Genomic DNA, 23,296 nt, shown 5'->3' with positions numbered 1-23,296 from the left:
CGCGCGGGCATGCCGGACGCAAACCCTTCGCTGGCATTGCGCGACCAGCGGCGCGGGCGGCGATACGCCGGCCGGCCCCAGGCAACTCGGGCAACTTCAGGATAGGCGCACGAAGCGACCCGTGTGCACGGAAGATTGTCCCGCGTTCCGGGGCGATCGGCGCGCCAGCGTGACGATGCCTGCGAGCGGTTTGCGCGAAAGCCGCGCCACGCGGGCGCGGCCCGGGCTTACTCCGCTGCCGGATGCACGCGGCTGTAGCGGTTCAGGATCGGGATCATCTGCGCGTAGATCTTCGGGTTCGCGGCGACGATCTCGTGGCGATGCAGGAAATCGGCGTCGCCCGTGTAGTTCCCGACGAGGCCGCCGGCCTCGGTGATCAGCAGGCTGCCCGCTGCCATGTCCCACACGTTGATGCCTTGCTCGAAGAACGCGTCGAGGCGGCCGGCCGCGACGTTCGCGAGATCGAGTGCCGCCGCGCCCGGACGGCGCAGGCCCGTGCAGGCCTGCGTCATTTCGGTGAAGAGGCGCGCGTAGGCGTCGAGGCCGTCCTTCTCGCGGAACGGGAAGCCCGTGCCGACCAGTGCGTCTGCCAGGCGGTCGCGGCGGCCGACGCGGATGCGGCGGTCGTTCAGGTATGCGCCGCGGCCGCGGGTGGCCGTGAACAGGTCGTTCTTGTTCGGATCGTAGACGACGGCCTGCGTGACGACGCCCTTGTGCTCGAGCGCGATCGATACGCAGTAATACGGGAAGCCGTGGATGAAGTTGGTCGTGCCGTCGAGCGGATCGATGATCCACTTGAATTCGGATTCGTTGTCGGATTCGCCCGATTCCTCCGCGAGGATCGCGTGGTCGGGGTAGGCGGTCTTCAGCGTCTCGATGATCGCGTCTTCGGCGGCCTTGTCCACTTCGGTGACGAAGTCGTTCTGCTGCTTCTTGCGGATCTCGATCAGGTCGAGATCGAGGGACGCGCGATTGATGATCTGTCCGGCGCGGCGCGCAGCCTTGACAGCAATGTTGAGCATGGGATGCATGAGCCTGGATCCTGTAGCCGGCGGCACGGGCCGCCACGAAGTGGGACAACCGCCCGGAACGGCGCAAGCGTGCCGGGGCGAGGTGAGACGCGAATTGACAAAGAGCGGGGTACGACCCGCGCTGCGCCGCGGCGCAACGCGTAAAGGCATGATTTTACCCGATTTTTGGTGGTTTCAGGCGACCGGAATGCGGGGAAACCCCCACTGGCCATCCGGACGAGTGGGTTTGCGGGAGCGATGGCGATACCATACGGCCATTCTGATGAACCGAGTCGTCTCGTAGTGGAAACCCCGCAGAACACCGCCGCGCCGTCCGAATCGGGCGCGGCCTCGTCCCCGCCGCCGTCCGGCGGCTTCACGTCCACCCGCTTCGTGCTCGTCGAGCCGAGCCATCCCGGCAACGTCGGGGCGGCCGCCCGCGCGCTGAAGACGATGGGCTTCTCGCGCCTCGTGCTGGTCGCACCGCGCGTGCCGCACGTGCAGAGCGATCCGGAGGCGATCGCGATGGCCAGCGGCGCGGACGACGTCCTCGCGTCCGCGCATGTCGTGTCGACGCTCGGCGAAGCGCTGTCCGGCGTGCACTGGTCGATCGCGCTGACCGCGCGTACGCGCGAATACGGGCCGCCGCGGCTCGCGCCGCGCGCGGCCGCCGCGCAGGCGAGCGCGCAGGTCGGCACGGGCGACATCGCGCTCGTGTTCGGCAACGAGCGTACGGGTCTCGCGAACGAGCATGTCGAGCAGTGCAGCGCGCTCGCGCACATTCCGGCGAATCCGGCCTACAGTTCGCTGAACCTCGCGCAGGCCGTGCAGGTGCTCGCGTACGAGTTGCGCGTCGCGTTTCTCGAGCAGGCGAGCGAGCCGTCGGCGCAACCGCCGGCCGAAGCCGGCACGCTCGCGCAGAGCGACGAGATCGAGCGGATGTACGTGCACCTCGAGCATGCGCTGATCGCGCTCGACTTCCTCGATCCGCGCAACCCGAAGAAGCTGATGCCGCGGCTGCGGCGGCTGTTCGCGCGCACGGGCCTCGAGCGCGAGGAGGTCAACATCCTGCGCGGCGTCGCGAAGCACATCCTGCTGAAGTCGGGCAAACCGGGCGGCGACGCGTAAGCGGCCGGCGCGCTGATCGCGGGGTGCGGGGCGTCCGACGGATGCGGCGGGTGGTGGGTGGCGGGCAGGCCATGCGGTGATCCGCCGGAAGCGACGAACCCTGCAGTTTCGCCCGACGGGCCTCCCCGGAAACCCGTCCCGGCCGAATACCCGCGCCGGTGGCGGGGTGAACGCGCGACCGCGTGCGGCGGCGCGCGACTGGCCCTACAATCGCCGGACGTCATAAGCAAATTACCCGGCGCGATAACGGCCGGCATTGCCGGCGATGCGCGCCGGCCTTTTCCCAGATCACATCATGTTCACGAGACTGCGCGAAGACGTTGCAACGATTCGCGAGCGGGATCCCGCCGCTCGCAGTGCGTGGGAAGTGCTGACCTGTTATCCGGGGCTGCATGCGCTCGTGCTGCACCGTTTCGCGCACGCCTGCTGGCGCGCGAAGCGCTACTGGCTCGCGCGGTTCGCGTCGCAGGCCGGCCGGTTCCTGACCGGGATCGAGATCCACCCCGGCGCGACGATCGGCCGGCGCGTGTTCATCGATCACGGCATGGGTGTCGTGATCGGCGAGACGGCGATCATCGGCGACGACTGCACGATCTATCAGGGCGTGACGCTGGGCGGCACGTCGCTCACGCGCGGCGCGAAGCGCCATCCGACGCTCGAGGCCGGCGTGATCGTCGGCGCTGGCGCGAAGGTGCTCGGCGGTTTCACGGTGGGCGCGGGCGCGAAGATCGGCTCGAACGCGGTGGTCGTCAAGCCGGTGCCGCCCGGCGGCACGGCGGTCGGCAACCCGGCGCGCATCGTGATGCCGGCGCAGCCGAGGCCGCAACCCGAGCGCGCGGCATTCTGCGCGTACGGGATCACGCCGAACGCCGACGATCCGATGTCGCTTGCGATTCACGGGCTGATCGATCACGCGGCGAAGGAGAGCCGTCGCGTCGACGAGATCGTCGCGGCGCTCGAGCGGCTCGGCACGCATCTGGAAACGCTGCAGGGCGCCGATGCGGCGCGCCTCGACCTGCGCAGGCTGTCCGCGGTGCTGGAAGGCAAGACGGTCGAACGCCAGATGTAACGAACGAGCAGGGCGCCCACGACTGCCGGTCGATGCGACGACAGCGGCAGCGGTGGCGTCAGTCGAGCGGCATCGCGTGGATGCCTTCCGCGTCGACGCGCAGATAGCCGCCGCGCGGCGTGCCGTGATCGAGATCCCAGTCGGGCAGTACCCAGCGGATCCCGCCCGGTTCCGCGTGGCGCGCGGGGCGGTGCGTGTGGCCGTGAATGATCACGCTTGCGCGACTTTTCCGGAACAGCGCGGCCACGCCTTCCCGCGTGACGTCGTAGATCGCTGACACGGGGCGCATGCGGCCGGCTTCGCTGTTCGAGCGCATGCGCTGCGCGAGCGCGCGGCGCCAGCGGAACGGCCATGCGAGAAACAGCCATTGCGCGACGCGGTTGCGCGCGACGCGCCGGAACAACTGATAGCCGCGATCGGCCGTGCATTGCGCGTCGCCGTGCGCGAGCACGATGCGCTGGCCGAACGCCATGATCAGCGAGGGGTCGGGCAGCAGCATCGCACCGGCCGCCTTCATGAAGCGCCGGCCGAGCAGGAAATCGCGGTTGCCGTGCATCACGTAGAGCGCGATGCCGCGCTCCGAGAACGTGTGCATCAGCGCAGCCATGCGCGCGGCGAACGGATCGTCGTCGAGGATGTCGTCGCCGATCCAGTATTCGAACAGGTCGCCGAGGATGAACACCGAATCGGCGCTGTCGGCGGTGTATTTCACGAAATGCTCGAACGCGGCGACCGTCTTCGGAATCGCTTCGCTCAGGTGCAGATCGGAGAGAAACAGGAACGGGCGTGCGGCTTGCGCGTACTCGCGCTCGCCCGGCACGCCCGCGGAGACGCTTCGCGGCGGACTCTCCTGCAACATCGAAGTGCCTCCGTGACGGCTGGTGCGTCAGACCACCACGGCCTTTTCGATCACGACGTCGTCGGTCGGCACGTCCTGATGGAAGCCCGCGTTGCCCGTCTTGACGCCCTTGATCTTGTCGACCACGTCCTGGCCTTCGACGACCTTGCCGAACACCGCGTAACCCCAGCCCTGCGGCGTCGGCGACGAGTGGTTCAGGAAGTCGTTGTCGTTCACGTTGATGAAGAACTGGGCGGTCGCCGAGTGCGGATCGTTCGTGCGCGCCATCGCGATCGTGTAGTTGTCGTTCTTCAGGCCGTTGTTCGCCTCGTTGTCGATCGGCGCGTCGGTCGGCTTCTGCTTCAGGCCCGGCTCGAAGCCGCCGCCCTGGATCATGAAGCCGTTGATCACGCGGTGGAACACGGTGCCGTCGTAATGGCCCTTCTTCACGTAGTTCAGGAAGTTTTCGACCGTCTTCGGTGCCTTCGCGGCGTCGAGTTCGAGCTTGATCACGCCGTGGTTCGTATGCAGTTCAACCATGATGAATTCCTTCGGTGAGGCGGTTTAAATGGCACGCGGCCGGTCGTGCGACGCGGCCGCGTGTGGCGCCGGACGTGCCGGCAGGTGCTTACTTCGAGACGATGCTCGCCGATTCGATCACGACCGGTTGCGCCGGCACGTCCTGCATCGGGCCGCGCGAGGTCGTCGCCACGCCTTCGATCTTCTTCACGACGTCGAGGCCCGACACGACCTTGCCGAACACCGCGTAGCCGTTGCCGTCCGGGTTCGGATAGTCGAGGCCGCTGTTGTCGACCGTATTGATGAAGAACTGCGCGGTGGCCGAATTCGGATCGCTCGTGCGCGCCATCGCGATCGTGCCGGTCAGGTTCTTCAGACCATTGCGGCTTTCCAGCGGGATCGGCGCGCGGGTCGGCTTTTCCTCGAAGTTGGTCTTGTAGCCGCCGCCCTGGATCATGAAGCCCTTGATCACGCGATGGAAGATCGTGCCGTTGTACTGGCCGGCCTTCACGTAATCGAGAAAGTTGGCGACGGATTTCGGCGCCTTCTCCGGATAGAGCTCGACGCGGATGTCGCCCTGCGAGGTCTTCAGCTGCACGACGGGGTGCGCGGTGGCCGTTTGCGCGAACGCGGGCGCGGTCGCGAGAAGGGCGGCGCCGCCAAGCGCCAGCAACAGACGTTTCATTGCGATCCTCAGGTTGGGAGGGAAGGAAGGGCGCGCCGCTTATTGCGACGGCGCGACGTACGGTGCCGCCAGTGCGCCCGACGGACCGTTGAACTGGAACGTCGGCGACATCGGCAGCGTGGTGGTGCTCACGTTCGCGGCGGCGCGGTCGATGTAGGCGCGCGTGGCCGGCGTCGTCGCGCGGGCGTTCGGCGCGGCTTTCGGCGGCGACACGATCTTCTGGAGATCGGCGAGGCGCTGCGCGGTCGCGCCGCTCGTGCGGCCGAGCGATTGCGCGCGCTTGTACGATTCGGAAGCGAGCCGCAGGTAGAGGTCGCCGAGGTTCTCGTACGCGAGCGAGTAGCTCGGGTTCGATTGCGTCGCGGTGACGAGCGCGGTGCGCGCTTCGTCATAGCGGCCGTGCTTCGCGTAGAGCGCCGCGAGGTTGTTGTACGGCTCGGGCAGTTCGGGGTACGCCTGCGTGATCGCGACGAACTGCTGGATCGCGTCGTCGTCGCGGTTCAGGCGGGCCAGCACGGTGCCGCGCTTGAACTGCGCCTGCACGTCGTGCGGATTCGACGCGATGCGCGCGTCGAGCTGCGCGAGCGCCTGCTTCCACTGCTTGCCGGCGATCGACGCGTCGATTTCGGGGGTGCCGTCGGCGACCGCCGGGGCCTTCTGCGCATGCGCCGCGGGAGCCGCGAAAAGCGTCAGCGCGACGCCCATGACGGTGGTCGCAACGAGGGTCGCAGCGCTCGGCGCGCGGCCGCGATGAGGTTTCATAGGCGTAAATCGGAATGTTATACTCCGAGCCATTCTAACAAAACGTCTGCGCGTTCCGGCGAGCGGCAGACAGTCTTTCTTAGCCTCTCGTGGCCGTCACCGCTGTGCTTGCAGCCTGACCGCCCCATGTGATATCGAGGACGCGCGGCCTGGCGCCGCAGCAGATGGTCCGTCCGTTTCACATGCTGGGCGAGCTTCGCCAGGGCGGTTTCCTTCGGCTCACGGTTCATCTCTATGGAATCACTGCGCATCTACAACACGCTCGCGCGTGACAAGCAAGTTTTCGTGCCGCGCCAGTCCGGCGAAGTGCGGATGTACGTATGCGGGATCACCGTCTACGACTATTGTCACGTGGGCCACGCGCGCATGCTGGTCGTGTTCGACCTCGTCCAGCGCTGGTTGCGTGCGATCGGCTATCGGGTCACGTATGTGCGCAACATCACCGACATCGACGACAAGATCATCCGCCGCGCGGTCGAGAACGGCGAGACGATCAAGTCGCTGACCGACCGCTTCATCGGCGCGATGCACGAGGACGAAAGCGCGCTGGGCATCCAGCGGCCCGACATCGAGCCGCGCGCGACGCAGTTCATCCCGCAGATGCTCGGCATGATCGAGACGCTCGAGACGAACGGCTACGCGTACCAGGCGAGCGACGGCGACGTCAATTACTCGGTGCGCAAGTTCACGAACTACGGGAAGCTGTCGGGCAAGTCGCTCGACGATCTGCGCGCGGGCGAGCGCGTCGCCGCGAACGACGCGAAGGAAGATCCGCTCGATTTCGTGCTGTGGAAGCGTGCGAAGCCGGAAGATCCGGAAGGCGCGTCGTGGGCGTCGAAGTACGGAATGGGTCGCCCGGGCTGGCACATCGAGTGCTCGGCGATGGGCTGCTCGCTGCTCGGCAATCATTTCGACATCCACGGCGGCGGGCAGGATCTGCAATTCCCGCACCACGAGAACGAGATCGCGCAGAGCGAGGGCGCGACCGGCGAGACGTTCGTCAATTACTGGATGCACAACGGCTTCGTGCAGGTCGACAACGAGAAGATGTCGAAATCGCTCGGCAACTTCTTCACGATCCGCGAGGTGCTCGAGCGTTACGACGCGGAAGTCATGCGCTTCTTCATCGTGCGCACGCACTATCGTTCGCCGCTCAATTACAGCGACGTGCATCTCGACGATGCGCGCGCGTCGCTCACGCGTCTGTACACGGCGCTGAAGGACGTCGACGCCGATACGCTCGCGCTCGACTGGAACGAGCCGCACGCGCAGCGTTTCGCGGCCGCGATGAACGACGATTTCAACACGCCGGTCGCGGTGGCGACGCTGTTCGAGCTGGCGGGCGAAGTCAACCGCACGCGCGACGCGTCGCTCGCGCGGCAACTGAAACAGCTGGCGGGCCTGCTGGGCCTGCTGGGCCGCGAACCGCGCGCGTTCCTGCAGCAGGCGTCGGGCGCCGCGCAGGCGGGCGGGCTCGCGGCCGACGAGATCGAAGCGAAGATCGCCGCGCGCGTCGCGGCGAAGCAAGCGAAGGACTATGCCGAAGCGGACCGGATCCGGGCGGAATTGCTCGAAGCCGGTATCGCACTTGAAGACAAACCGGGCGGATCGACCGAATGGCGTCGCGTATGAGCGCGGTGCGTTCCACTGACCGATCCGTCAGGTAGGAGGCAAGATGGCAACGGCCAGAAAAGCGCCGGTCAGGCGCGCGACCCCGGTCGCCGCGCGTCCGGCAGCCAAGCGTGTACCGGCGGCGAAGTCGGACGCGACGCGCGCCGTGCCGAACGGCGCGCTGAACGGTCATGCGCAGCCGGCGGCCGCGCTGCCGGCCGCCGACGCGGCCCGCAAGACACGTGCGTCCGAAGCGGACGGCGAGGAGGTCGTCGTGCGTCCTGCCTATTGGGACAAGGCATGCGCGGACCTCGTCAAGCGCGACCGGATCCTGAAGAAACTGATTCCGAAGTTCGGTCCCGCGCATCTCGTGAAGCGCGGCGACCCGTTCGTCACGCTCGCGCGCTCGGTCGTCGGCCAGCAGATTTCGGTGCCGTCCGCGCAGTCGCTGTGGGCGCGCATCGAGGACGCCTGTCCGAAACTCGCACCGCAACCGGTGATCCGGCTCGGCGCGGACAAGCTGATCGCGTGCGGGTTGTCGAAGCGCAAGACGGAATACATCCTCGATCTCGCGCAGCATTTCGTGTCGGGGGCGCTGCACGTCGACAAATGGATGTCGATGGACGACGAGGACGTGATCGCGGAACTCACGCAGATCCGCGGCATCAGCCGCTGGACGGCCGAGATGTTCCTGATCTTCAACCTGTCGCGGCCGGACGTGCTGCCGCTCGACGACCCGGGCCTGATCCGTGCGATCAGCGTCAATTACTTCAGCGGGGAACCCGTCACGCGCAGCGAGGCGCGCGAGGTTGCGGCCAACTGGGAGCCGTGGCGCACCGTCGCGACCTGGTACATGTGGCGCAGCCTCGATGCGCCCGACGCCGACGCCTGAGTGTTGGCTATCGGGTTTTAAACATCAATAGTTGAGAGCCGGTTTTGAGCGTCGCCCGCGCGGGTAGAATACGCGCTGCCGCAAGACCCAAGGATTCGAACACATGAAGACCACGTTTCTGGATTTCGAACAGCCGATCGCCGAACTCGAGGCCAAGATCGAAGAGCTGCGATTCGTGCAGGACGACTCGGCTGTCGATATTTCGGAAGAAATCGAGCGGCTGTCGAAGAAAAGCCAGCAACTGACGAAAGACCTCTACGCGAACCTGTCGCCATGGCAGGTTTCGCAGATCGCGCGGCACCCGCAGCGTCCGTACACGCTCGATTACGTTGCGGAACTGTTTACCGATTTTCACGAGCTGCATGGCGACCGCGCGTTCGCGGACGACCTGTCGATCGTCGGCGGTCTCGCGCGCTTCGGCGGCCATCCGTGCATGGTGATCGGTCACCAGAAGGGCCGCGACACGAAGGAGCGCGCCGCGCGCAACTTCGGGATGCCGCGCCCGGAAGGCTATCGCAAGGCCGAACGGCTGATGCGTCTGGCCGAGAAGTTCGGGCTGCCGATCTTCACGTTCGTCGACACGCCGGGTGCGTACCCGGGTATCGGCGCGGAAGAGCGCGGCCAGTCGGAGGCGATCGGCCGCAACCTGTACGTGATGGCCGAGCTGAAGACGCCGATCATCACGACGGTGATCGGCGAGGGCGGCTCGGGCGGTGCGCTGGCGATCGCGGTGGCCGACACCGTGATGATGCTGCAGTTCTCGACCTACTCGGTGATCTCGCCGGAAGGCTGTGCGTCGATCCTGTGGAAGAGCGCCGCGAAGGCGCCGGAAGCCGCGGAAGCGCTCGGCCTGACCGCGCACCGCCTGAAGGCGCTTGGCCTGATCGACAAGATCATCAACGAGCCGCTCGGCGGCGCGCATCGCGATCCGAAGGGCATGGCCGCGCTGCTGCGCCGTGCGCTGGCCGATTCGCTGCGCCAGTTCCAGGGCATGAGCATCGACGCGCTGCGCGAGCGTCGCTTCGAGCGCCTGATGGCCTACGGCAAGTTCAAGGAAACCACGCCGGGCGCATGACCGGCTGCGTATTCAATTCGCGCGCCGTTGCGCGCGTGTCCCGCTCGTGATCCCGCCCACCGAATTCTCCGCCGACCGCGCCGTACTCGACGCGGTCGGCGTTGCGCTTTCCAGCCTGCCGCCTGATGCGCGCATCGCGATCGCCTACAGCGGCGGCCTCGATTCGACCGTGCTGCTCGACGCGGCCGTGCGCGTCGCGGGCGCCTCGCGCTGCGTCGCGCTGCACGTGCATCACGGCCTGAGCGCGAACGCGGACGCCTGGGTCGCGCATGCCGAAGCGGATGCGGCGCGACTCGGTGTCGCATTCGAATCGATGCGCGTCGACGTGCCGCGCGACAGCGGGCTCGGCATCGAGGCGACCGCGCGCGAGCGTCGCTACGCGGCGCTCGACGCGATGGGTGAACGCCACGGCGTGGCGACGCTGTGGCTCGCGCAACATGCGGACGATCAGGCCGAGACGGTGCTGCTGCAACTGTTGCGCGGGGCGGGAATCGCGGGGCTTGCCGCGATGGCGCCGCGTTATCGCCCCGACGGCGTGAGCATCGAGCGTGTGCGCCCGTTGCTGCGGCTGTTGCGCGCACAACTCGAGCGCTATGCGGAGCAGCACGCGCTTGCCTGGATCGATGACGAATCGAACGGCGATACGCGCTATGCGCGCAATGCGCTGCGCCTCGACGTGCTGCCGGCGCTGGCCGTGCATTTTCCGGGTTTTCGCGATGCGCTCGGTCGCGCGGCCCAGCATGCGGCCGCCGCGCAGCGGCTGCTCGACGATCTGGCCGAGCTGGATTTCGCCGTCGCCGCGCGCGACGACGGGCGGGCGCTGTCGCGCGACGCGCTGATCGGATTCGACGATACGCGCGGTGCGAATCTGCTGCGCTTCTGGATGCGCCGGCTCGGTTTGCCGGGCGCGTCGGCTGCGCGGCTCGCCAACATGATGCGGCAACTGCGTGCCGCGCACGACGCGCATGCGCTGCGCGTCGATCACGCGGGGCAGTGCCTGAGGCTCTATCGCGATGTCGTGTACTGGGAAGCGGGCGACAGCAGCGAACCGGCCGACGACGGCACCGGTACGCCGCACCCGGAGGCGGCGCTTGCATGGGACGGGCAGGAAGTGTGGCATCTGCCGGGATGGCGCGGCACGTTCGTGTTCGCGCCGGCCGACGCGGGGAGCGCCGATGCGGTACCGGAGGCGCTGCTGCGCGGTGCGCGGCTGGCTGCGCGCGCCCGGGCGGGCGGCGAACGGATGCGTACGTCGCCGGGCGGGCCGGGCCGGACGCTGAAGAACCTGTTCCAGGAGCGCGGCGTGCCGGCCTGGCAGCGCGACGTGCCGCTGCTGTTCGCGGGCGACCGGCTGATCTACGTGCCGCGGCTGGGCGTCAATCGCGACATCGACGTGCCTGACGGCGCGACGTCCGGCGCCGCCGCATGGCGCCGGATCGAATGGCGTCCCGACCTGCTGCTCGCGTAGCGGCGGCAGCCTGCCGGCGGCGCGATGGCGTGCCCGTTTTCACCATTTGGTAAACAGCGCCGGAACGGCCGCCGACACGGCGCGCGGCTTGTCAAGCGGGCTTCTATCGGGTACGCTCGGTCGTTTGCTCGGCTCGATTTTTGAGCGTTTTGTGCAGGTTTTCCGCGTGACGTACCCGGTTTGCGCGGCCTGATCGGCCTTCCGGGCAAAATCCGTCACGCTTGCGTGTTGCGTCCCAGCCGTCCCCCTCGTCGTCCGTCCACAGCCACAAGCCGCGTGACCGAACGGCTACGCGGCCTGCCCAGCGCGCCCGTGCGGTTTCTCCTCCAGTTCAGAACGACAATGGCACTCATCGTACACAAATACGGCGGCACTTCGATGGGCTCGGTCGAGCGCATCAAGAACGTCGCGAAACGCGTCGCAAAATGGCATCAGGCCGGGCACCAGATGGTGGTCGTGCCGTCGGCGATGTCCGGCGAAACCAACCGTCTGCTCGGTCTCGCGAAAGAGATTTCGAGCCAGCCGAGCCCGCGTGAGCTCGACATGATCGCGTCGACCGGCGAGCAGGTCAGCGTCGGCCTGCTGTCGATCGCGCTGCAGGAAATCGGCGTCGAGGCCGTGAGCTATGCCGGCTGGCAAGTGCCGATCAAGACCGACAGCGCGTTTACGAAAGCACGCATTCACTCGATCGACGACGAGCGCGTGAAGGACGATCTGAACGCGGGCAAGGTCGTGATCATCACGGGCTTCCAGGGCGTCGATCCGGACGGTCACATCACGACGCTGGGCCGGGGCGGCTCGGACACGTCGGCGGTGGCGGTGGCGGCTGCGCTGGGTGCCGAAGAGTGCCTGATCTATACCGACGTCGACGGCGTCTACACGACCGATCCGCGTGTCGTCGAAGAGGCGCGCCGCCTCGATCGCGTGACGTTCGAGGAGATGCTGGAAATGGCCAGCCTCGGCTCGAAGGTCCTGCAGATCCGCTCGGTCGAATTCGCCGGCAAATACCAGGTGAAGACGCGTGTGCTGTCGAGCCTGACCGATCCGCTGATTGCGCTCGACGAAGAAATGCGCTCGGGCACCCTGATTACTTTTGAAGAAGACGAGACCATGGAAAAGGCAGTCATTTCCGGCATCGCGTTCCAGCGCGACGAAGCACGCATTGCTGTGATGGGCGTGCCCGACAAGCCGGGCATCGCATATCAGATCCTCGGCCCGGTGGCCGATGCGAACGTCGACGTCGACATGATCATCCAGAACCAGAGCGTCGAAGGCAAAACCGACTTCACGTTTACGGTCGGTCGCGGCGACTACCAGAAGGCGATGGATATCCTCACCAACCAGGTGCAGGGCCATGTGAGCGCCGAGCGCGTGCAGGGTGACCCGAAGGTGTCGAAGGTGTCGGTCGTCGGCGTCGGCATGCGGTCGCACGTGGGCGTCGCGAGCAAGATGTTCCGCACGTTGTCGGAAGAGGGCATCAACATCCAGATGATCTCGACGTCCGAAATCAAGATTTCGGTGCTGATCGACGAGAAATACATGGAGCTGGCCGTCCGCGCGCTGCACAAGGCATTCGAACTCGACCAGGCATCGTGAATTTTTCGTGATGCATTGAAGAAAATGCATCACGGAAATTGACGGGCGGTTCGAAACCCTATATTATTTCGTTCTCGTCGCACTGCCTCCCTGGTGCGAGCGAAAGTTTGGGAGACGTGGCCGAGAGGTCGAAGGCACTCCCCTGCTAAGGGAGCATCTGGGCCAAAACCTGGATCGAGGGTTCGAATCCCTCCGTCTCCGCCAAAAGCGGTGACAAAGCCCCGCAAGTTCTCGGACTTGCGGGGCTTTTTCTTTTTCAGTCCTCAGCGGGCCCATCAGCAAGAATGCGCTGGACGTAGGTGGGTACCGGTTGACGCCGCGTGGTATTGCGCGCTGCCGTCGCGCGCGAGGGCAGCGCTTGACGATTGCTCGTTCCGGACACGCCGGGGAAAAGACCCATCCGAGATGCTTCGGAACGCGCCTGAAGCGGCGGATGCGGCTGCTGAGCAGCACAGCTGCGGTCTCAAGCGGTAAGCCGCCGATCTCCGCAAGGTCTCGATAACACTCCCGATCTCCTCGGATTGCATGACCTGATAGCGCGCAGAGACAACCGACAGCAGTGCTTCGGTATCCGAACGATAGAGGGCCTTCCGTTCGTGAAACGCGTGAATCGAGCCGAGGCTGCGATTGCCAGCGGCGACGAAGCGCACTTCGTCTTGTTCGATCCGCCCGTTCATGCCGGCGGCACGCTTCCAGACTTCGAGCCGGCGCCGGATCGTGCTTGCCCGGCCGATCCTCGCTCAAATGCACGCGGCACGAAATGAAATAACAATGAAAGGTTATTTGTAAGGAGCGAGGCGCCGAGCGACCGGGGCACAGCCGAACACCGATCATGCTGTTCCGGCCCTCCGAAATGACCGGTTGACATCAAAAATGCGGCGCTGCGTCGATTTTCATCGCGCACGGCATCAAGCAATACGAAAAATTATTCAAACAAATCAGTGAACTACGCTGCCGCCGAAAATCGATGCTCTGCTGCGCTGCAGAAAATAATCAATCGTCTTATGCTGGTTAACCCGATCGCATTTGAGCGGCGTCAAGTTTTCCGGTGATGCCGCTTTACATTTTGCCAACATTGGCGATTCACGAAATCTACCTGTCGATTTGATTTCGTTCCTTTCGTCGCGCCTTTCCCCGATGCAGGGCGCGACCTCCTCAAGGTCCTGTTGACATGCATGATTTCCCCTTCCTGAGCCTGGCCATCTGGGTTCCGATACTGTTCGGCGCGGGCCTGCTGCGCGCCGGTTCCGACCAGCAGGCACGCCGGATACGACTGATCGCGCTGGTCGGCGCGATTGCCGGGCTGGCGGCCGTGGTTCCGCTCGTTGCCGGCTTCGATGCGCATTCGGCCGCGATGCAGTTCGTCGAAAGACGCGACTGGCTGGCGGCATTCAATTCCGGGTGGCGGGTCGGCATCGACGGCGCGTCGCTCTGGCTCGTCGTGCTGACCGCATTCACGACACTCGTGGTGGTGGTGGCGTCGTGGGAGTCGGTCACGGTGCGCGTCGCGCAGTACTACGCGTCATTCCTGATCCTGTCGGGGCTGATGGTCGGCGTGTTCGTCGCGCAGGACGGGCTGCTGTTCTTCATCTTCTTCGAGGCGACGCTGATCCCGCTGTACTTGCTGATCGGCACGTGGGGGCGCGAGCGACGCGTGTATGCGGCCGTGAAGTTCTTCTTCATCTCGTTCGCCGGCTCGCTGTTGCTGCTGATGGCGATGCTGTACCTGTACGCGCAGTCGCATACGTTCGACATGGCCGTGTGGCGCACGCTGCAGCTCGGTTTCGCGCCGCAGTTGCTGGTGTTCCTCGGCTTCTTCGCCGCGTTCGCGGTCAAGGTGCCGATGTGGCCGGTCCACACGTGGCTGAGCGACGTCTACACGGACGGCCCGACGGGCGCCGCGCTGATGCTCGCGATGCTCAAGCTCGGCGGCTACGGGTTCCTGCGCTTCGCGCTGCCGATCACGCCGGACGCGAGTCACTTCTTCGCGCCGGCCGTGATCGCGCTGTCGCTGTTCGCGATCGTCTACGCGAGCCTCGTCGCGCTCGCGCAGACCGACCTCGGCAAGCTGCTCGCGTATTCGACGGTCGCGCACATGGGGATCGTCACGCTCGGCCTGTTCCTGTTCAATCGGATCGGCGTCGAAGGCGCGATCGTGCAGCTCGTGTCGTACGGCTTCGTGGCGGGCGCGATGCTGCTGTGCGTGAACGTGCTCGTGGACCGCACCAAGCAGCGCGAGATCGCCGCGTACGGCGGCGTGGCGGGCGTGATGCCGCGTTTCGCGACCTTCACGCTGCTGTTCGCGATGGCCAACGTCGGCCTGCCGGGCACGTCGGGGTTCGTCGGCGAGTTCATGGTGATCATGGGCGCGATCCGCTTCAATTTCTGGATCGGCGCGATCGCGGCGCTCACGCTGATCCTCAGCGCGTCGTACACGCTGTGGATGCTCAAGCGCGTCGTGTTCGGCAAGGTCGCGAGCCAGCGGATCGCGAAGCTCGCCGACCTGAACCGTCGCGAGATCGTGATGTTCGCGTCGCTCGCGCTGATCGTGCTCGCGGTCGGCATCGATCCGAAGCCGTTCACCGATGCGATCGATCCGACCGTCGGCAGGCTGATCCAGGAAGCGAGCCATTCGAAGGTGCCGGCAGGGGATGGCCCCACGCCGGCGCTGCCGTCGTACATGGCCTCGACGCACGACTGATCCCGGCACGTCGAGCCGCGCAAGCGCGCCGCCTCACGCGGCGCGCGTCGTTGCGCGCGCATCGATCGCGGTCCGGCACGGCGCGTGCCGGGCCCGCTTCCGGCTGCGTGAAATTGCCCCGCGACAATGTGACTCACGGCAGATTTTGCAATGATGATTTGCCGCATGCACCGGTTTTTCATCGCACTCGCGCGACGTATGATTCGGCCAATTTCGTGAATCGAATGCGCATCGGGCGTACGCAAACGGATTCAATGACCCTCGGGCTGTGTGATGAAAAGAAGAGCTTCAAGAGGCTGGTCGGCGCTGATGTCCATGGGCGCGGCGTTGAGCCTGTCAGGTTGTAATTTAGATGTACTAAATCCGAAAGGAAGCGTGGGTGCGGCCGAAAAGGCGCTGATCGCGACGTCCACCTGGGCGATGCTGATCGTCGTCGTGCCGGTGATCCTGCTCACGCTATGGTTCGCGTGGCGTTACCGCGCGTCGAACCGCAACGCCGCCTATGCGCCGAACTGGTCGCACTCGACCGCGATCGAGGTCGTGATCTGGACCGTACCGACGCTGATCATCCTGTTCCTCGGCGTGCTCACGTGGAAGACCACCCACGAGCTCGATCCGTACAAGCCGCTCGAATCGGCGGTGAAGCCGCTCGACGTCGAGGTGGTCGCGCTCGACTGGAAGTGGCTGTTCATCTATCCGGAACTCGGTATCGCGTCGGTGAACCAGCTCGCGATTCCGGTCGGCACGCCGGTGAACTTCCGCATCACGTCGGATTCGGTGATGAACTCGTTCTTCATCCCGCAGCTCGGCGGCCAGGTCTACGCGATGGCCGGCATGCAGACGCGCCTGCACCTGATCGCCGACGAGCCCGGCAACTACGCGGGCACGTCCGCCAACTTCAGCGGCCGCGGTTTCTCCGACATGAAGTTCCGCACGCTCGCCGAGCCGCGCGAGCAGTTCGATGCGTGGGTGCAGAAGGTGAAGGCGTCGCCGGACCGGCTCGACGCGACCTTGTACGGCAGCGTCGCGCAGCCGAGCGAGAAGGCGCCGGTGCGCTACTTCTCGTCGGTCGATCCGAGGCTCTTCCACAACATCATCGCGAAATACAACGATGGCCACGTCCTCGACCTGAAGGACGCCGCCTGCGGCACGAAGGGGTAACGCATGTTCGGCAAACTCACACTTTCGGCGATCCCGTTCGATCAGCCCATCATCATGGGGGCCGGCGCCTTCATGGGGCTGGTCGTGCTGGGCATTCTCGCCGCGCTGACGATCACCGGCCGCTGGAAATGGCTGTGGACAGAATGGCTGACCACGGTCGACCACAAGAGACTCGGCGTGATGTACATCATCGTCGCGCTGATCATGCTGCTGCGCGGCTTCGCCGACGCGATCATGATGCGCATGCAGCTCGCGCTCGCGTACAACGCGCCCGGCTACCTGCCGCCGCACCACTATGACCAGATCTTCACGGCACACGGCGTGATCATGATCTTCTTCATGGCGATGGTATTCATGGTCGGCCTGATGAACCTGGTCGTGCCGCTGCAGATCGGTGCGCGCGACGTCGCGTTCCCGTTCATCAACTCGCTGTCGTTCTGGATGACGGCGGTCAGCGCGATCCTGATCAACGTGTCGCTCGTGATCGGCGAATTCGCGCAGACGGGCTGGCTCGCGTACCCGCCGCTGTCGGAGCTGCAGTTCAGTCCGGGGGTAGGGGTCGACTACTACCTGTGGGCGCTGCAGATCTCCGGGGTCGGCACGCTGCTGACCGGCGTGAACTTCTTCGTGACGATCATCAAGATGCGCGCGCCGGGCATGACGCTGATGAAGATGCCGGTGTTCACGTGGACGGCGCTCTGCACGAACGTGCTGATCATGGCGTCGTTCCCGATCCTGACCGCGACGCTCGCGCTGCTCGGCCTCGACCGTTACCTCGGCATGCATTTCTTCACGAACGAAGCCGGGGGCAACGCGATGCTGTACCTGAACCTGATCTGGGCGTGGGGCCATCCGGAGGTGTACATCCTGATCCTGCCGGCGTTCGGGATCTTCTCGGAAGTCATCGCGACGTTCGCGAAGAAGCCGCTGTTCGGCTACAAGACGATGGTGTACGCGACCTGCGCGATCATGGTGCTGTCGTTCCTCGTGTGGCTGCATCACTTCTTCACGATGGGCTCGGGCGCGAACGTGAACGCGTTCTTCGGGATCATGACGATGATCATCGCGATTCCGACCGGCGTGAAGGTGTTCAACTGGCTGTTCACGATGTACCGCGGCCGGATCGAGTTCACGACGCCCGTGCTGTGGACGATCGGCTTCATGGTCACGTTCACGCTCGGCGGCATGACCGGCGTGATGATGGCGATCCCCGGCGCGGACTTCGTGCTGCACAACAGCCTGTTCCTGATCGCGCACTTCCACAACGTGATCATCGGCGGCGTGCTGTTCGGCTATCTCGCGGGCTTCAACTACTGGTTCCCGAAGGCGTTCGGCTTCAAGCTGAACGAGAAGCTCGGCAAGGCCGCGTTCTGGTTCTGGCAGGTCGGCTTCTACGTCGCGTTCGTGCCGCTGTACGTGCTCGGCTTCATGGGTATGACGCGTCGCCTGAACCACTACGACAACCCGGCCTGGCATCCGTGGCTGCTGGTCGCCGCATTCGGCGCCGTGCTGATCGCGATCGGCATCGCATGCCAGCTGCTGCAACTGGTCGTCAGCATCCGCAACCGTCACCTGCCGGAATACCGCGACACCACGGGCGATCCGTGGGGCGGCCGCACGCTGGAATGGGCGACGTCGTCGCCGCCGGCCGACTACAACTTCGCGGTGATCCCGCAGGTGCGCACGCTCGACGCGTACGCGGACATGAAGGCGCGCGGCGAAGGCCGGCCGAACCCGGCGGCGATTCGCGACATCCACATGCCGTCGAATACCTGCGCGGGCCTCGTGATCGCGATCTTCAGCCTGGTGCTCGGCTTCGCGCTGGTGTGGCACATCTGGTGGATGGCGATCGGCGGGCTCATCGGAATCATTGCGACGCTCGTGATCTACAGCTCGCGCGATAACGACGGCTATTACATCCCTGCGTCGACGGTGCGCAAGACCGAAGACAAGCAGCCGACGCAGCGCACGGCCGCGCGCGTCGACGACGTGGAACTGGAGGCCAACTGATGTTGCAGAAAACCTTGAGCGCGACCCTGCTCGAGCACGACGACCATCCGCCGTCGCATTCGGTGTTCGGGTTCTGGCTGTACCTGATGACCGACTGCGTGATCTTCGCGGCGCTGTTCGCGACGTTCGCGGTGCTCGGTCACCAGTACGCGGGCGGGCAGACCGCCAAAGAGCTGTTCGACATTCCGGGCGTCGCGGTCGAAACCGCCGCGCTGCTGCTGTCGAGCATCACGTACGGTTTCGCGATGCTCGCGGCATACAAGCAGCAACGCGGCGCGCTGCTCGCGTGGCTCGCGGTGACGTTCGTGCTCGGCGCGGCGTTTCTCGCGATGGAACTGCGCGAGTTCTCGCACCTGATCGCGGAAGGCGCGGGCCCGCAGCGCAGCGCGTTCCTGTCGGCGTTCTTCACGCTGGTCGGCACGCACGGGCTGCACGTGACGGCCGGCCTGCTGTGGATGCTCGTGCTGGCCGCGCAGATCGTGTTCCGTGGCGGCGACCTGACCGATCGCGACCTGCGGCGCCTGACGTGCCTGAGCCTGTTCTGGCACTTCCTCGACATCGTGTGGATCTGCGTGTTTTCCTTTGTCTATCTCGCGAGCGTGATCTAAATGGCCCATTCGCATTCGTCTCAACTCGAAGAAGGGCACGGCAGTGTCGGCGGCTACGTCGCCGGTTTCATCCTGTCGGTGCTGCTCACGGCCGCGTCGTTCGGCCTGGTGATGGGCGGTGTGCTGTCGCCGCATGCGTCGCTGATCGGGCTGGCCGTGCTCGCGTTCGTGCAGATCGTCGTGCACCTCGTGTACTTCCTGCACATGAACGGCTCGTCGGGCCAGCGCTGGAACGTGATGGCGTTCAGCTATACGGTGCTGACCGCCGCGATCGTGATCGTCGGCACGCTGTGGGTGATGCACAACGTCAGCATGAACATGATGTCGCGGTGAGCGGCAGCGTCGCGCATCGGGTTCGTATCCATGCGTGTTCATGAAGAAAAGGCGGCACGCAGGTGCCGCCTTTTTGCTTTTCCGGCTGCGTCGCGCCGGACCGTACGGTCAGTGCGGCGTGCCCGCGTCGGCGGTCAACGCATGCGTGCAGTCGGCGCGGTACTCGGCGGCGAGCCGATGCTTCGCGCCGTCGAGATCGTCCGGGTAATACGGGCTCGCATGGGCGGGGTCGTAGCCGACCTGTTCGAGCTCGGTCAGCTCGCGCACGAGGTCCGCGCGCGTGACGTCGTGGCCCGTGTGCACGAACGGGTACGCATTGCATTCCTGCGGGGTGAGGTGCGGCCCCGCGAACGCGGCGGTGCTGGCGCAGGCGAGCAGCATGCAGGCGAGGGTGGTCGACGGTTTCATCCGGTAGCTCCTGGTTTCGCGGCCCGATGCCGCATGACGTGAGCGTAGGCGGCACCGGCCGCGGGGCGGGCGACGCCTGGATGAAACATGTTTCACGCGTGCGGCCGCGCGGCCGGATGAAGCTATTTTCATCTGGCGCCGCACGGCGCTCGCGGCACTTACGATAGCGTCGGGCGCGTCGTGCGCGCCCGTCTTGAGGTTCATTGCGAGGGCAATCATGCGAGTACTGACGGTCGAGGACGATGCGGTGACCGCGAACGAAATCGTCGGCGAACTGACCGCGCGCGGATTCGAGGTCGACTGGATCGACAACGGTCGCGAAGGGATGATGCGGGCGATGAGTGCCTCGTACGACGCGATCACGCTCGACCGGATGCTGCCGGGCGCGGACGGCCTCGCGATCCTGACCGCGATGCGCACGGTCGGCATCGACACGCCGGTGCTGATGCTGAGCGCGCTCGGCGACGTCGACGAGCGGATTCGCGGGCTGCGCGCGGGCGGCGACGATTACCTGACGAAGCCGTTCGATTCGGGCGAACTGAGCGCGCGCATCGAAGTGCTGCTGCGCCGCCGGCAAGCCTCGGGCGTGCCGCAGCAGACGCTGCTGAAGGTCGGCGCGCTCGAGCTCGACCTCATTTCGCGCTGCGCGCGTCGCGGCGCCGACGAGATTCCGCTGCTGCCGACCGAGTTCCGCGTGCTCGAATTCATGATGCGCAACGCGGGCCAGACGATCACGCGCACGATGCTGTTCGAGGCCGTGTGGGGCTATCACTTCGATCCCGGCACCAACCTGATCGACGTCCACATGGGCCGGCTGCGCAAGAAGATCGATCCGCCTGGCGCGAACCCGATGATCCAGACGGTGCGCGGATCGGGCTACATGCTCGCTTGACGGAGGCACGGATGGACGCAGCTCGCGCGGCGAATTTCACGCGCCGCTGGCATACGACGACGTTTCGCTGGCTGTGCGCGTACGCGGCGATCTTCTCGGTGTCGCTGCTGCTGCTCGCGGGCGTGATCAGCGTCGCCGCGACGCATACGATGACACGCGACACCGACGACGTGCTCGCGTGGCAACTGATCTATTTCGATTCGATTCCCGATGCCGAGCTGCCGCTCGCGATCCATCGGCGGCTCGAGCACGAGCACATGCACACGAATTTCTACGGGCTGTTCGATGCGAGCGGGCGCCGCGTGGCCGGTGACATCGCGACGCCGCCGGCGCTGCGCACCGATCGCCACGGCCGGACGCTGAACCGCACGCTTGCGCCGCTCGACGGCCAATCGTCGCCGATCGCGCGCGCGATGGCCGTGCGCCGCGACAACGGGATGACGCTGGTCGTCGCGCGCGACCTGTCGCATTTCATCCAGATCCGCGACGTCGCGATCCGCGGGCTCGTGGTCGGCGGCGTGATGATCCTGATCGCCGGCATCGCGGGCGGCAGCATGCTCGGCATGCGGCAGATGCGCCGCGTCGCCGCGATCCGGCGCGTCACGCGGCAGATCGCCGAAGGCGATCTCGGCAAGCGGCTGCCGGTCGGCCGCTACGACGAACTCGATCTGCTCGCGCATCTCGTGAACCACATGCTCGACGAAGTCGAGCGGCTGATGGGCGAGGTGCGCCATGCCTGCGACGGGATCGCGCACGACCTGCGTACGCCGCTTGCTCGCGTGCATACGATGCTGGCGCGGCTCGCCGACCAGCCGGTCTGCGCCCACGATCCCGCGTCGGCGGCGCTGCTGGCTTCGGCGCGCGACGAGACCGACCGGCTGCTCGAACGTTTTCGCGCGATGCTGCGCATCTCCGAGATCGGCACGCTGAGCCGGCGCGGCGGCTTTGCCGCGGTCGACGTCGCCGTCTTGCTGCGCGACGTGTGCGAGCTGTACGAGCCGCTGGCCGAGGCCGTCGACGTGTCGTTCGAGCTCGAGGCGGCCACGGTCGACGGCATCCATGGCGATCGTGCGTTGCTGTTCGAGGCGTTCAGCAATCTCGCGGACAACGCGATCAAGTTCACACCGCCGGGCGGCCGCGTGCGCGTCGTGCTCCAGACGACGCCGCATGGTCCGCTCGTCCGGTTCGAGGACACCGGGCCCGGCATTCCGCCCGGTGAGCGCAATGCGGTGCTCGAACGCTTCTATCGCGGCGAGCGCACCCGCCACGTGAACGGTTCGGGACTTGGATTAAGCATCGTGTCGGCGGTGATGCGCGTACATGGTTTCGCGCTGCGGATCGGCGATGCGCAGCCGGCCGGCGCGGCGATCACGGTCGAATGCTGGCCGCGTTCGCTCGCATGAGCGCGCAGGAGACCGATCGATGCGCATCCTGCTGATTGCTCCGCCGAATCCGGACGTGTCGCGGCTCGACAAGGCGTTTCGGGAAAGCATGCACGGCGTCGAACGCGTCGACGAATGGCGCGATGGCTGTTTCGCGGCGACGCAGGACCGGTTCGACGCGATCGTGATCGTCGCCACCGATGGCGCGGCCGCGCCGGCGGTTCTCGATGGCTTGCCGCTGCTCGCCGCATCGGCCGGCAGCGCGACGATCGCCGCGATCGTTGCCGGCGCCACGTCCGCCCAGCGCGCGCAGATGCTGAAGGCGGGCTGCGACGTATGCCTGGCCCATCCATGCTCGTTCGTCGAATTGCACGAGCGGTTGCGCGCGCTGTGGCGCCGTGCGGGCGTGATCGCGATGCGTGACTCGATCCGGCTCGACACGGCGACGCGCGCACTCGAGGAGCGGGGCCGGCGGCTCGCGCTCAGCGCACGGGAGTTTCGCGTGGTCGAATGCCTGCTGCGGGAAGCGGGGCGGCCGGTCGGCCGCGACGCGGTGCTGCGCTATGCGTGGGGCGACGCCGACATCGAACCCGAAACGGTCAATGCGCTCGTCGTACGGTTGCGGCGCAAGCTGGTCGCGCATGCGTTCTCCGCGCGGATCGAAACGGTGGCGCGATACGGCTTCCGGTTCGACACGGGCGGCTGACGGAGGGGTGCCGCGCCCCGTTTCGTCAAGACAGGCATGCCGCACGTCGCGCGGCATGCCCGGTCACGTGAGGCGGGACCACTCAATGCGAATAGAGCTCGCGATTGAGCCGCTCGAGCTGGCCATCGCGCTCGGCGTGGACCAGTTCGCGATAGACCTGCGCGCGCGTCAGCGGGGCGGCCTGCGGTGCATTCCATGCCGATTGCTGCGACACCGGTGCGGGCGTCGACGATGCGAGCGTCTGCGGGGCAATTGCCGCGTCGGCTTGCGTTGCGCTGGCCTGGCCGGGCAGGGCGACGCAGAGCGCCGAGAGGAGGGTGGCGAACATCAAGGTTTTCATGGCGTGATCCTTTTCAGGTGGCAGGGGCCGTCGCCGCGATGGCGATGCCGGCATGACACACGTTATCGGGCACACCCCGACGGACGCCGGGCGTGCCGATGA

General features: G+C 66.2%; 22 protein-coding genes, 1 tRNA gene and 2 pseudogenes. 16 read left to right on the top strand and 9 right to left on the bottom strand.

Going from position 1 to position 23,296, the window contains the following annotated elements; translation table 11 throughout:
* Positions 1–227: 227 nt before the first annotated feature.
* Positions 228–1,031, bottom strand: a complete 804-nt coding sequence (locus H0X91_RS04200) for an inositol monophosphatase family protein (protein ID WP_006493635.1) — start codon at positions 1,029–1,031, stop codon at positions 228–230.
* Positions 1,032–1,313: 282 nt separating this feature from the next.
* Between H0X91_RS04200 and H0X91_RS04195 the strand changes: the two genes are divergently transcribed.
* Together H0X91_RS04195 and cysE are read left to right on the top strand one after the other, a co-directional pair.
* Complete coding sequence (locus H0X91_RS04195) at positions 1,314–2,138, top strand: RNA methyltransferase (protein WP_006483995.1); 825 nt, start codon at positions 1,314–1,316, stop codon at positions 2,136–2,138.
* A gap of 295 nt (positions 2,139–2,433) precedes the next feature.
* On the top strand, positions 2,434–3,207 hold the full coding sequence (gene cysE / locus H0X91_RS04190) for a serine O-acetyltransferase (RefSeq protein ID WP_230205484.1): 774 nt from the start codon (positions 2,434–2,436) through the stop codon (positions 3,205–3,207).
* A 58-nt stretch (positions 3,208–3,265) separates the two neighbouring features.
* Here cysE and H0X91_RS04185 read toward each other — a convergent pair whose 3' ends face one another.
* The 4 genes from H0X91_RS04185 to H0X91_RS04170 all read right to left on the bottom strand — a co-directional run bounded on the left by H0X91_RS04185 (position 3,266) and on the right by H0X91_RS04170 (position 6,011).
* Entirely contained in the window at positions 3,266–4,066 is an 801-nt protein-coding gene (locus H0X91_RS04185; protein ID WP_006483982.1) for a UDP-2,3-diacylglucosamine diphosphatase, read from the bottom strand.
* 27 nt (positions 4,067–4,093) lie between these two features.
* Positions 4,094–4,585 carry a peptidylprolyl isomerase gene (locus H0X91_RS04180; RefSeq protein WP_006483987.1) on the bottom strand — a complete coding sequence of 164 codons (492 nt, stop codon included), beginning with the start codon at positions 4,583–4,585 and terminating at the stop codon, positions 4,094–4,096.
* A gap of 88 nt (positions 4,586–4,673) precedes the next feature.
* The gene (locus tag H0X91_RS04175; protein WP_006484003.1) at positions 4,674–5,249 is read right to left on the bottom strand and encodes a peptidylprolyl isomerase; all 576 of its coding nucleotides are present in this window, start codon (positions 5,247–5,249) and stop codon (positions 4,674–4,676) included.
* 39 nt (positions 5,250–5,288) lie between these two features.
* The gene (locus H0X91_RS04170) at positions 5,289–6,011 is read right to left on the bottom strand and encodes a tetratricopeptide repeat protein (protein ID WP_077021989.1); all 723 of its coding nucleotides are present in this window, start codon (positions 6,009–6,011) and stop codon (positions 5,289–5,291) included.
* Positions 6,012–6,245: 234 nt separating this feature from the next.
* Here H0X91_RS04170 and cysS point away from each other — a divergent pair, with 234 nt between their 5' ends.
* The 4 genes from cysS to tilS all read left to right on the top strand — a co-directional run bounded on the left by cysS (position 6,246) and on the right by tilS (position 11,057).
* Positions 6,246–7,643, top strand: a complete 1,398-nt coding sequence (gene cysS / locus H0X91_RS04165) for a cysteine--tRNA ligase (protein ID WP_006484007.1) — start codon at positions 6,246–6,248, stop codon at positions 7,641–7,643.
* Positions 7,644–7,686: 43 nt separating this feature from the next.
* Positions 7,687–8,514 (top strand): DNA-3-methyladenine glycosylase family protein, encoded by an 828-nt coding sequence (locus H0X91_RS04160; protein WP_006484005.1) that lies wholly within the window; start codon positions 7,687–7,689, stop codon positions 8,512–8,514.
* A 103-nt stretch (positions 8,515–8,617) separates the two neighbouring features.
* A complete protein-coding gene (locus H0X91_RS04155) occupies positions 8,618–9,589 on the top strand; it encodes an acetyl-CoA carboxylase carboxyltransferase subunit alpha (protein WP_006478433.1) in 972 nt (323 codons plus the stop codon).
* Between the two features lie 46 nt (positions 9,590–9,635).
* The gene (tilS, locus tag H0X91_RS04150; protein ID WP_069353276.1) at positions 9,636–11,057 is read left to right on the top strand and encodes a tRNA lysidine(34) synthetase TilS; all 1,422 of its coding nucleotides are present in this window, start codon (positions 9,636–9,638) and stop codon (positions 11,055–11,057) included.
* Between the two features lie 122 nt (positions 11,058–11,179).
* Here tilS and H0X91_RS35420 read toward each other — a convergent pair.
* A pseudogene (locus H0X91_RS35420) lies at positions 11,180–11,417 on the bottom strand (hypothetical protein); the annotation flags it as partial.
* Here H0X91_RS35420 and H0X91_RS04145 point away from each other — a divergent pair.
* Both H0X91_RS04145 and H0X91_RS04140 read left to right on the top strand, forming a co-directional pair.
* Entirely contained in the window at positions 11,400–12,653 is a 1,254-nt protein-coding gene (locus H0X91_RS04145) for an aspartate kinase (RefSeq protein ID WP_012492698.1), read from the top strand. The pseudogene H0X91_RS35420 and the gene H0X91_RS04145 overlap by 18 nt on opposite strands.
* 110 nt (positions 12,654–12,763) lie before the next feature.
* Positions 12,764–12,857: transfer RNA gene (locus H0X91_RS04140), tRNA-Ser, on the top strand.
* A 231-nt stretch (positions 12,858–13,088) separates the two neighbouring features.
* Here H0X91_RS04140 and H0X91_RS34930 read toward each other — a convergent pair.
* A pseudogene (locus H0X91_RS34930) lies at positions 13,089–13,360 on the bottom strand (DUF932 domain-containing protein); the annotation flags it as partial.
* A 464-nt stretch (positions 13,361–13,824) separates the two neighbouring features.
* Here H0X91_RS34930 and H0X91_RS04135 point away from each other — a divergent pair.
* The 5 genes from H0X91_RS04135 to cyoD all read left to right on the top strand — a co-directional run bounded on the left by H0X91_RS04135 (position 13,825) and on the right by cyoD (position 19,466).
* A complete protein-coding gene (locus H0X91_RS04135; protein ID WP_006483984.1) occupies positions 13,825–15,354 on the top strand; it encodes a complex I subunit 4 family protein in 1,530 nt (509 codons plus the stop codon).
* Positions 15,355–15,627: 273 nt separating this feature from the next.
* A complete protein-coding gene (cyoA, locus tag H0X91_RS04130) occupies positions 15,628–16,515 on the top strand; it encodes a ubiquinol oxidase subunit II (protein WP_012492697.1) in 888 nt (295 codons plus the stop codon).
* A gap of 3 nt (positions 16,516–16,518) precedes the next feature.
* Positions 16,519–18,525 carry a cytochrome o ubiquinol oxidase subunit I gene (gene cyoB / locus H0X91_RS04125; protein WP_006498653.1) on the top strand — a complete coding sequence of 669 codons (2,007 nt, stop codon included), beginning with the start codon at positions 16,519–16,521 and terminating at the stop codon, positions 18,523–18,525.
* Positions 18,525–19,133, top strand: coding sequence for a cytochrome o ubiquinol oxidase subunit III (cyoC, locus tag H0X91_RS04120; protein WP_006483998.1), 609 nt, complete (start codon positions 18,525–18,527; stop codon positions 19,131–19,133). The genes cyoB and cyoC overlap by 1 nt, the downstream gene beginning before the upstream one ends.
* A complete protein-coding gene (cyoD, locus tag H0X91_RS04115) occupies positions 19,134–19,466 on the top strand; it encodes a cytochrome o ubiquinol oxidase subunit IV (RefSeq protein WP_006478441.1) in 333 nt (110 codons plus the stop codon).
* Positions 19,467–19,574: 108 nt separating this feature from the next.
* On the opposite strand, the gene H0X91_RS04110 is transcribed toward cyoD, so the two are convergent.
* A complete protein-coding gene (locus tag H0X91_RS04110) occupies positions 19,575–19,874 on the bottom strand; it encodes a DUF4148 domain-containing protein (RefSeq protein ID WP_012492696.1) in 300 nt (99 codons plus the stop codon).
* Positions 19,875–20,091: 217 nt separating this feature from the next.
* On the opposite strand from H0X91_RS04110, the gene H0X91_RS04105 reads away from it, so the two are divergent.
* From H0X91_RS04105 to H0X91_RS04095, 3 genes are read left to right on the top strand one after another with little or no spacing between them, the layout of a single operon-like run.
* Positions 20,092–20,766, top strand: a complete 675-nt coding sequence (locus H0X91_RS04105) for a response regulator transcription factor (RefSeq protein WP_006483985.1) — start codon at positions 20,092–20,094, stop codon at positions 20,764–20,766.
* A gap of 11 nt (positions 20,767–20,777) precedes the next feature.
* Complete coding sequence (locus H0X91_RS04100; protein WP_006498654.1) at positions 20,778–22,169, top strand: sensor histidine kinase; 1,392 nt, start codon at positions 20,778–20,780, stop codon at positions 22,167–22,169.
* 19 nt (positions 22,170–22,188) lie between these two features.
* Positions 22,189–22,854, top strand: a complete 666-nt coding sequence (locus H0X91_RS04095; protein ID WP_006483996.1) for a response regulator transcription factor — start codon at positions 22,189–22,191, stop codon at positions 22,852–22,854.
* Positions 22,855–22,936: 82 nt separating this feature from the next.
* Here H0X91_RS04095 and H0X91_RS04090 read toward each other — a convergent pair whose 3' ends face one another.
* Entirely contained in the window at positions 22,937–23,194 is a 258-nt protein-coding gene (locus tag H0X91_RS04090; RefSeq protein ID WP_006498655.1) for a DUF4148 domain-containing protein, read from the bottom strand.
* Positions 23,195–23,296 lie beyond the last annotated feature (102 nt).

The sequence above is a fragment of the Burkholderia sp. 9777_1386 genome (genome assembly GCF_015712265.1).
Taxonomy (GTDB): domain Bacteria; phylum Pseudomonadota; class Gammaproteobacteria; order Burkholderiales; family Burkholderiaceae; genus Burkholderia; species Burkholderia cenocepacia.
This window is presented reverse-complemented; position numbering and strand designations above follow the sequence as displayed.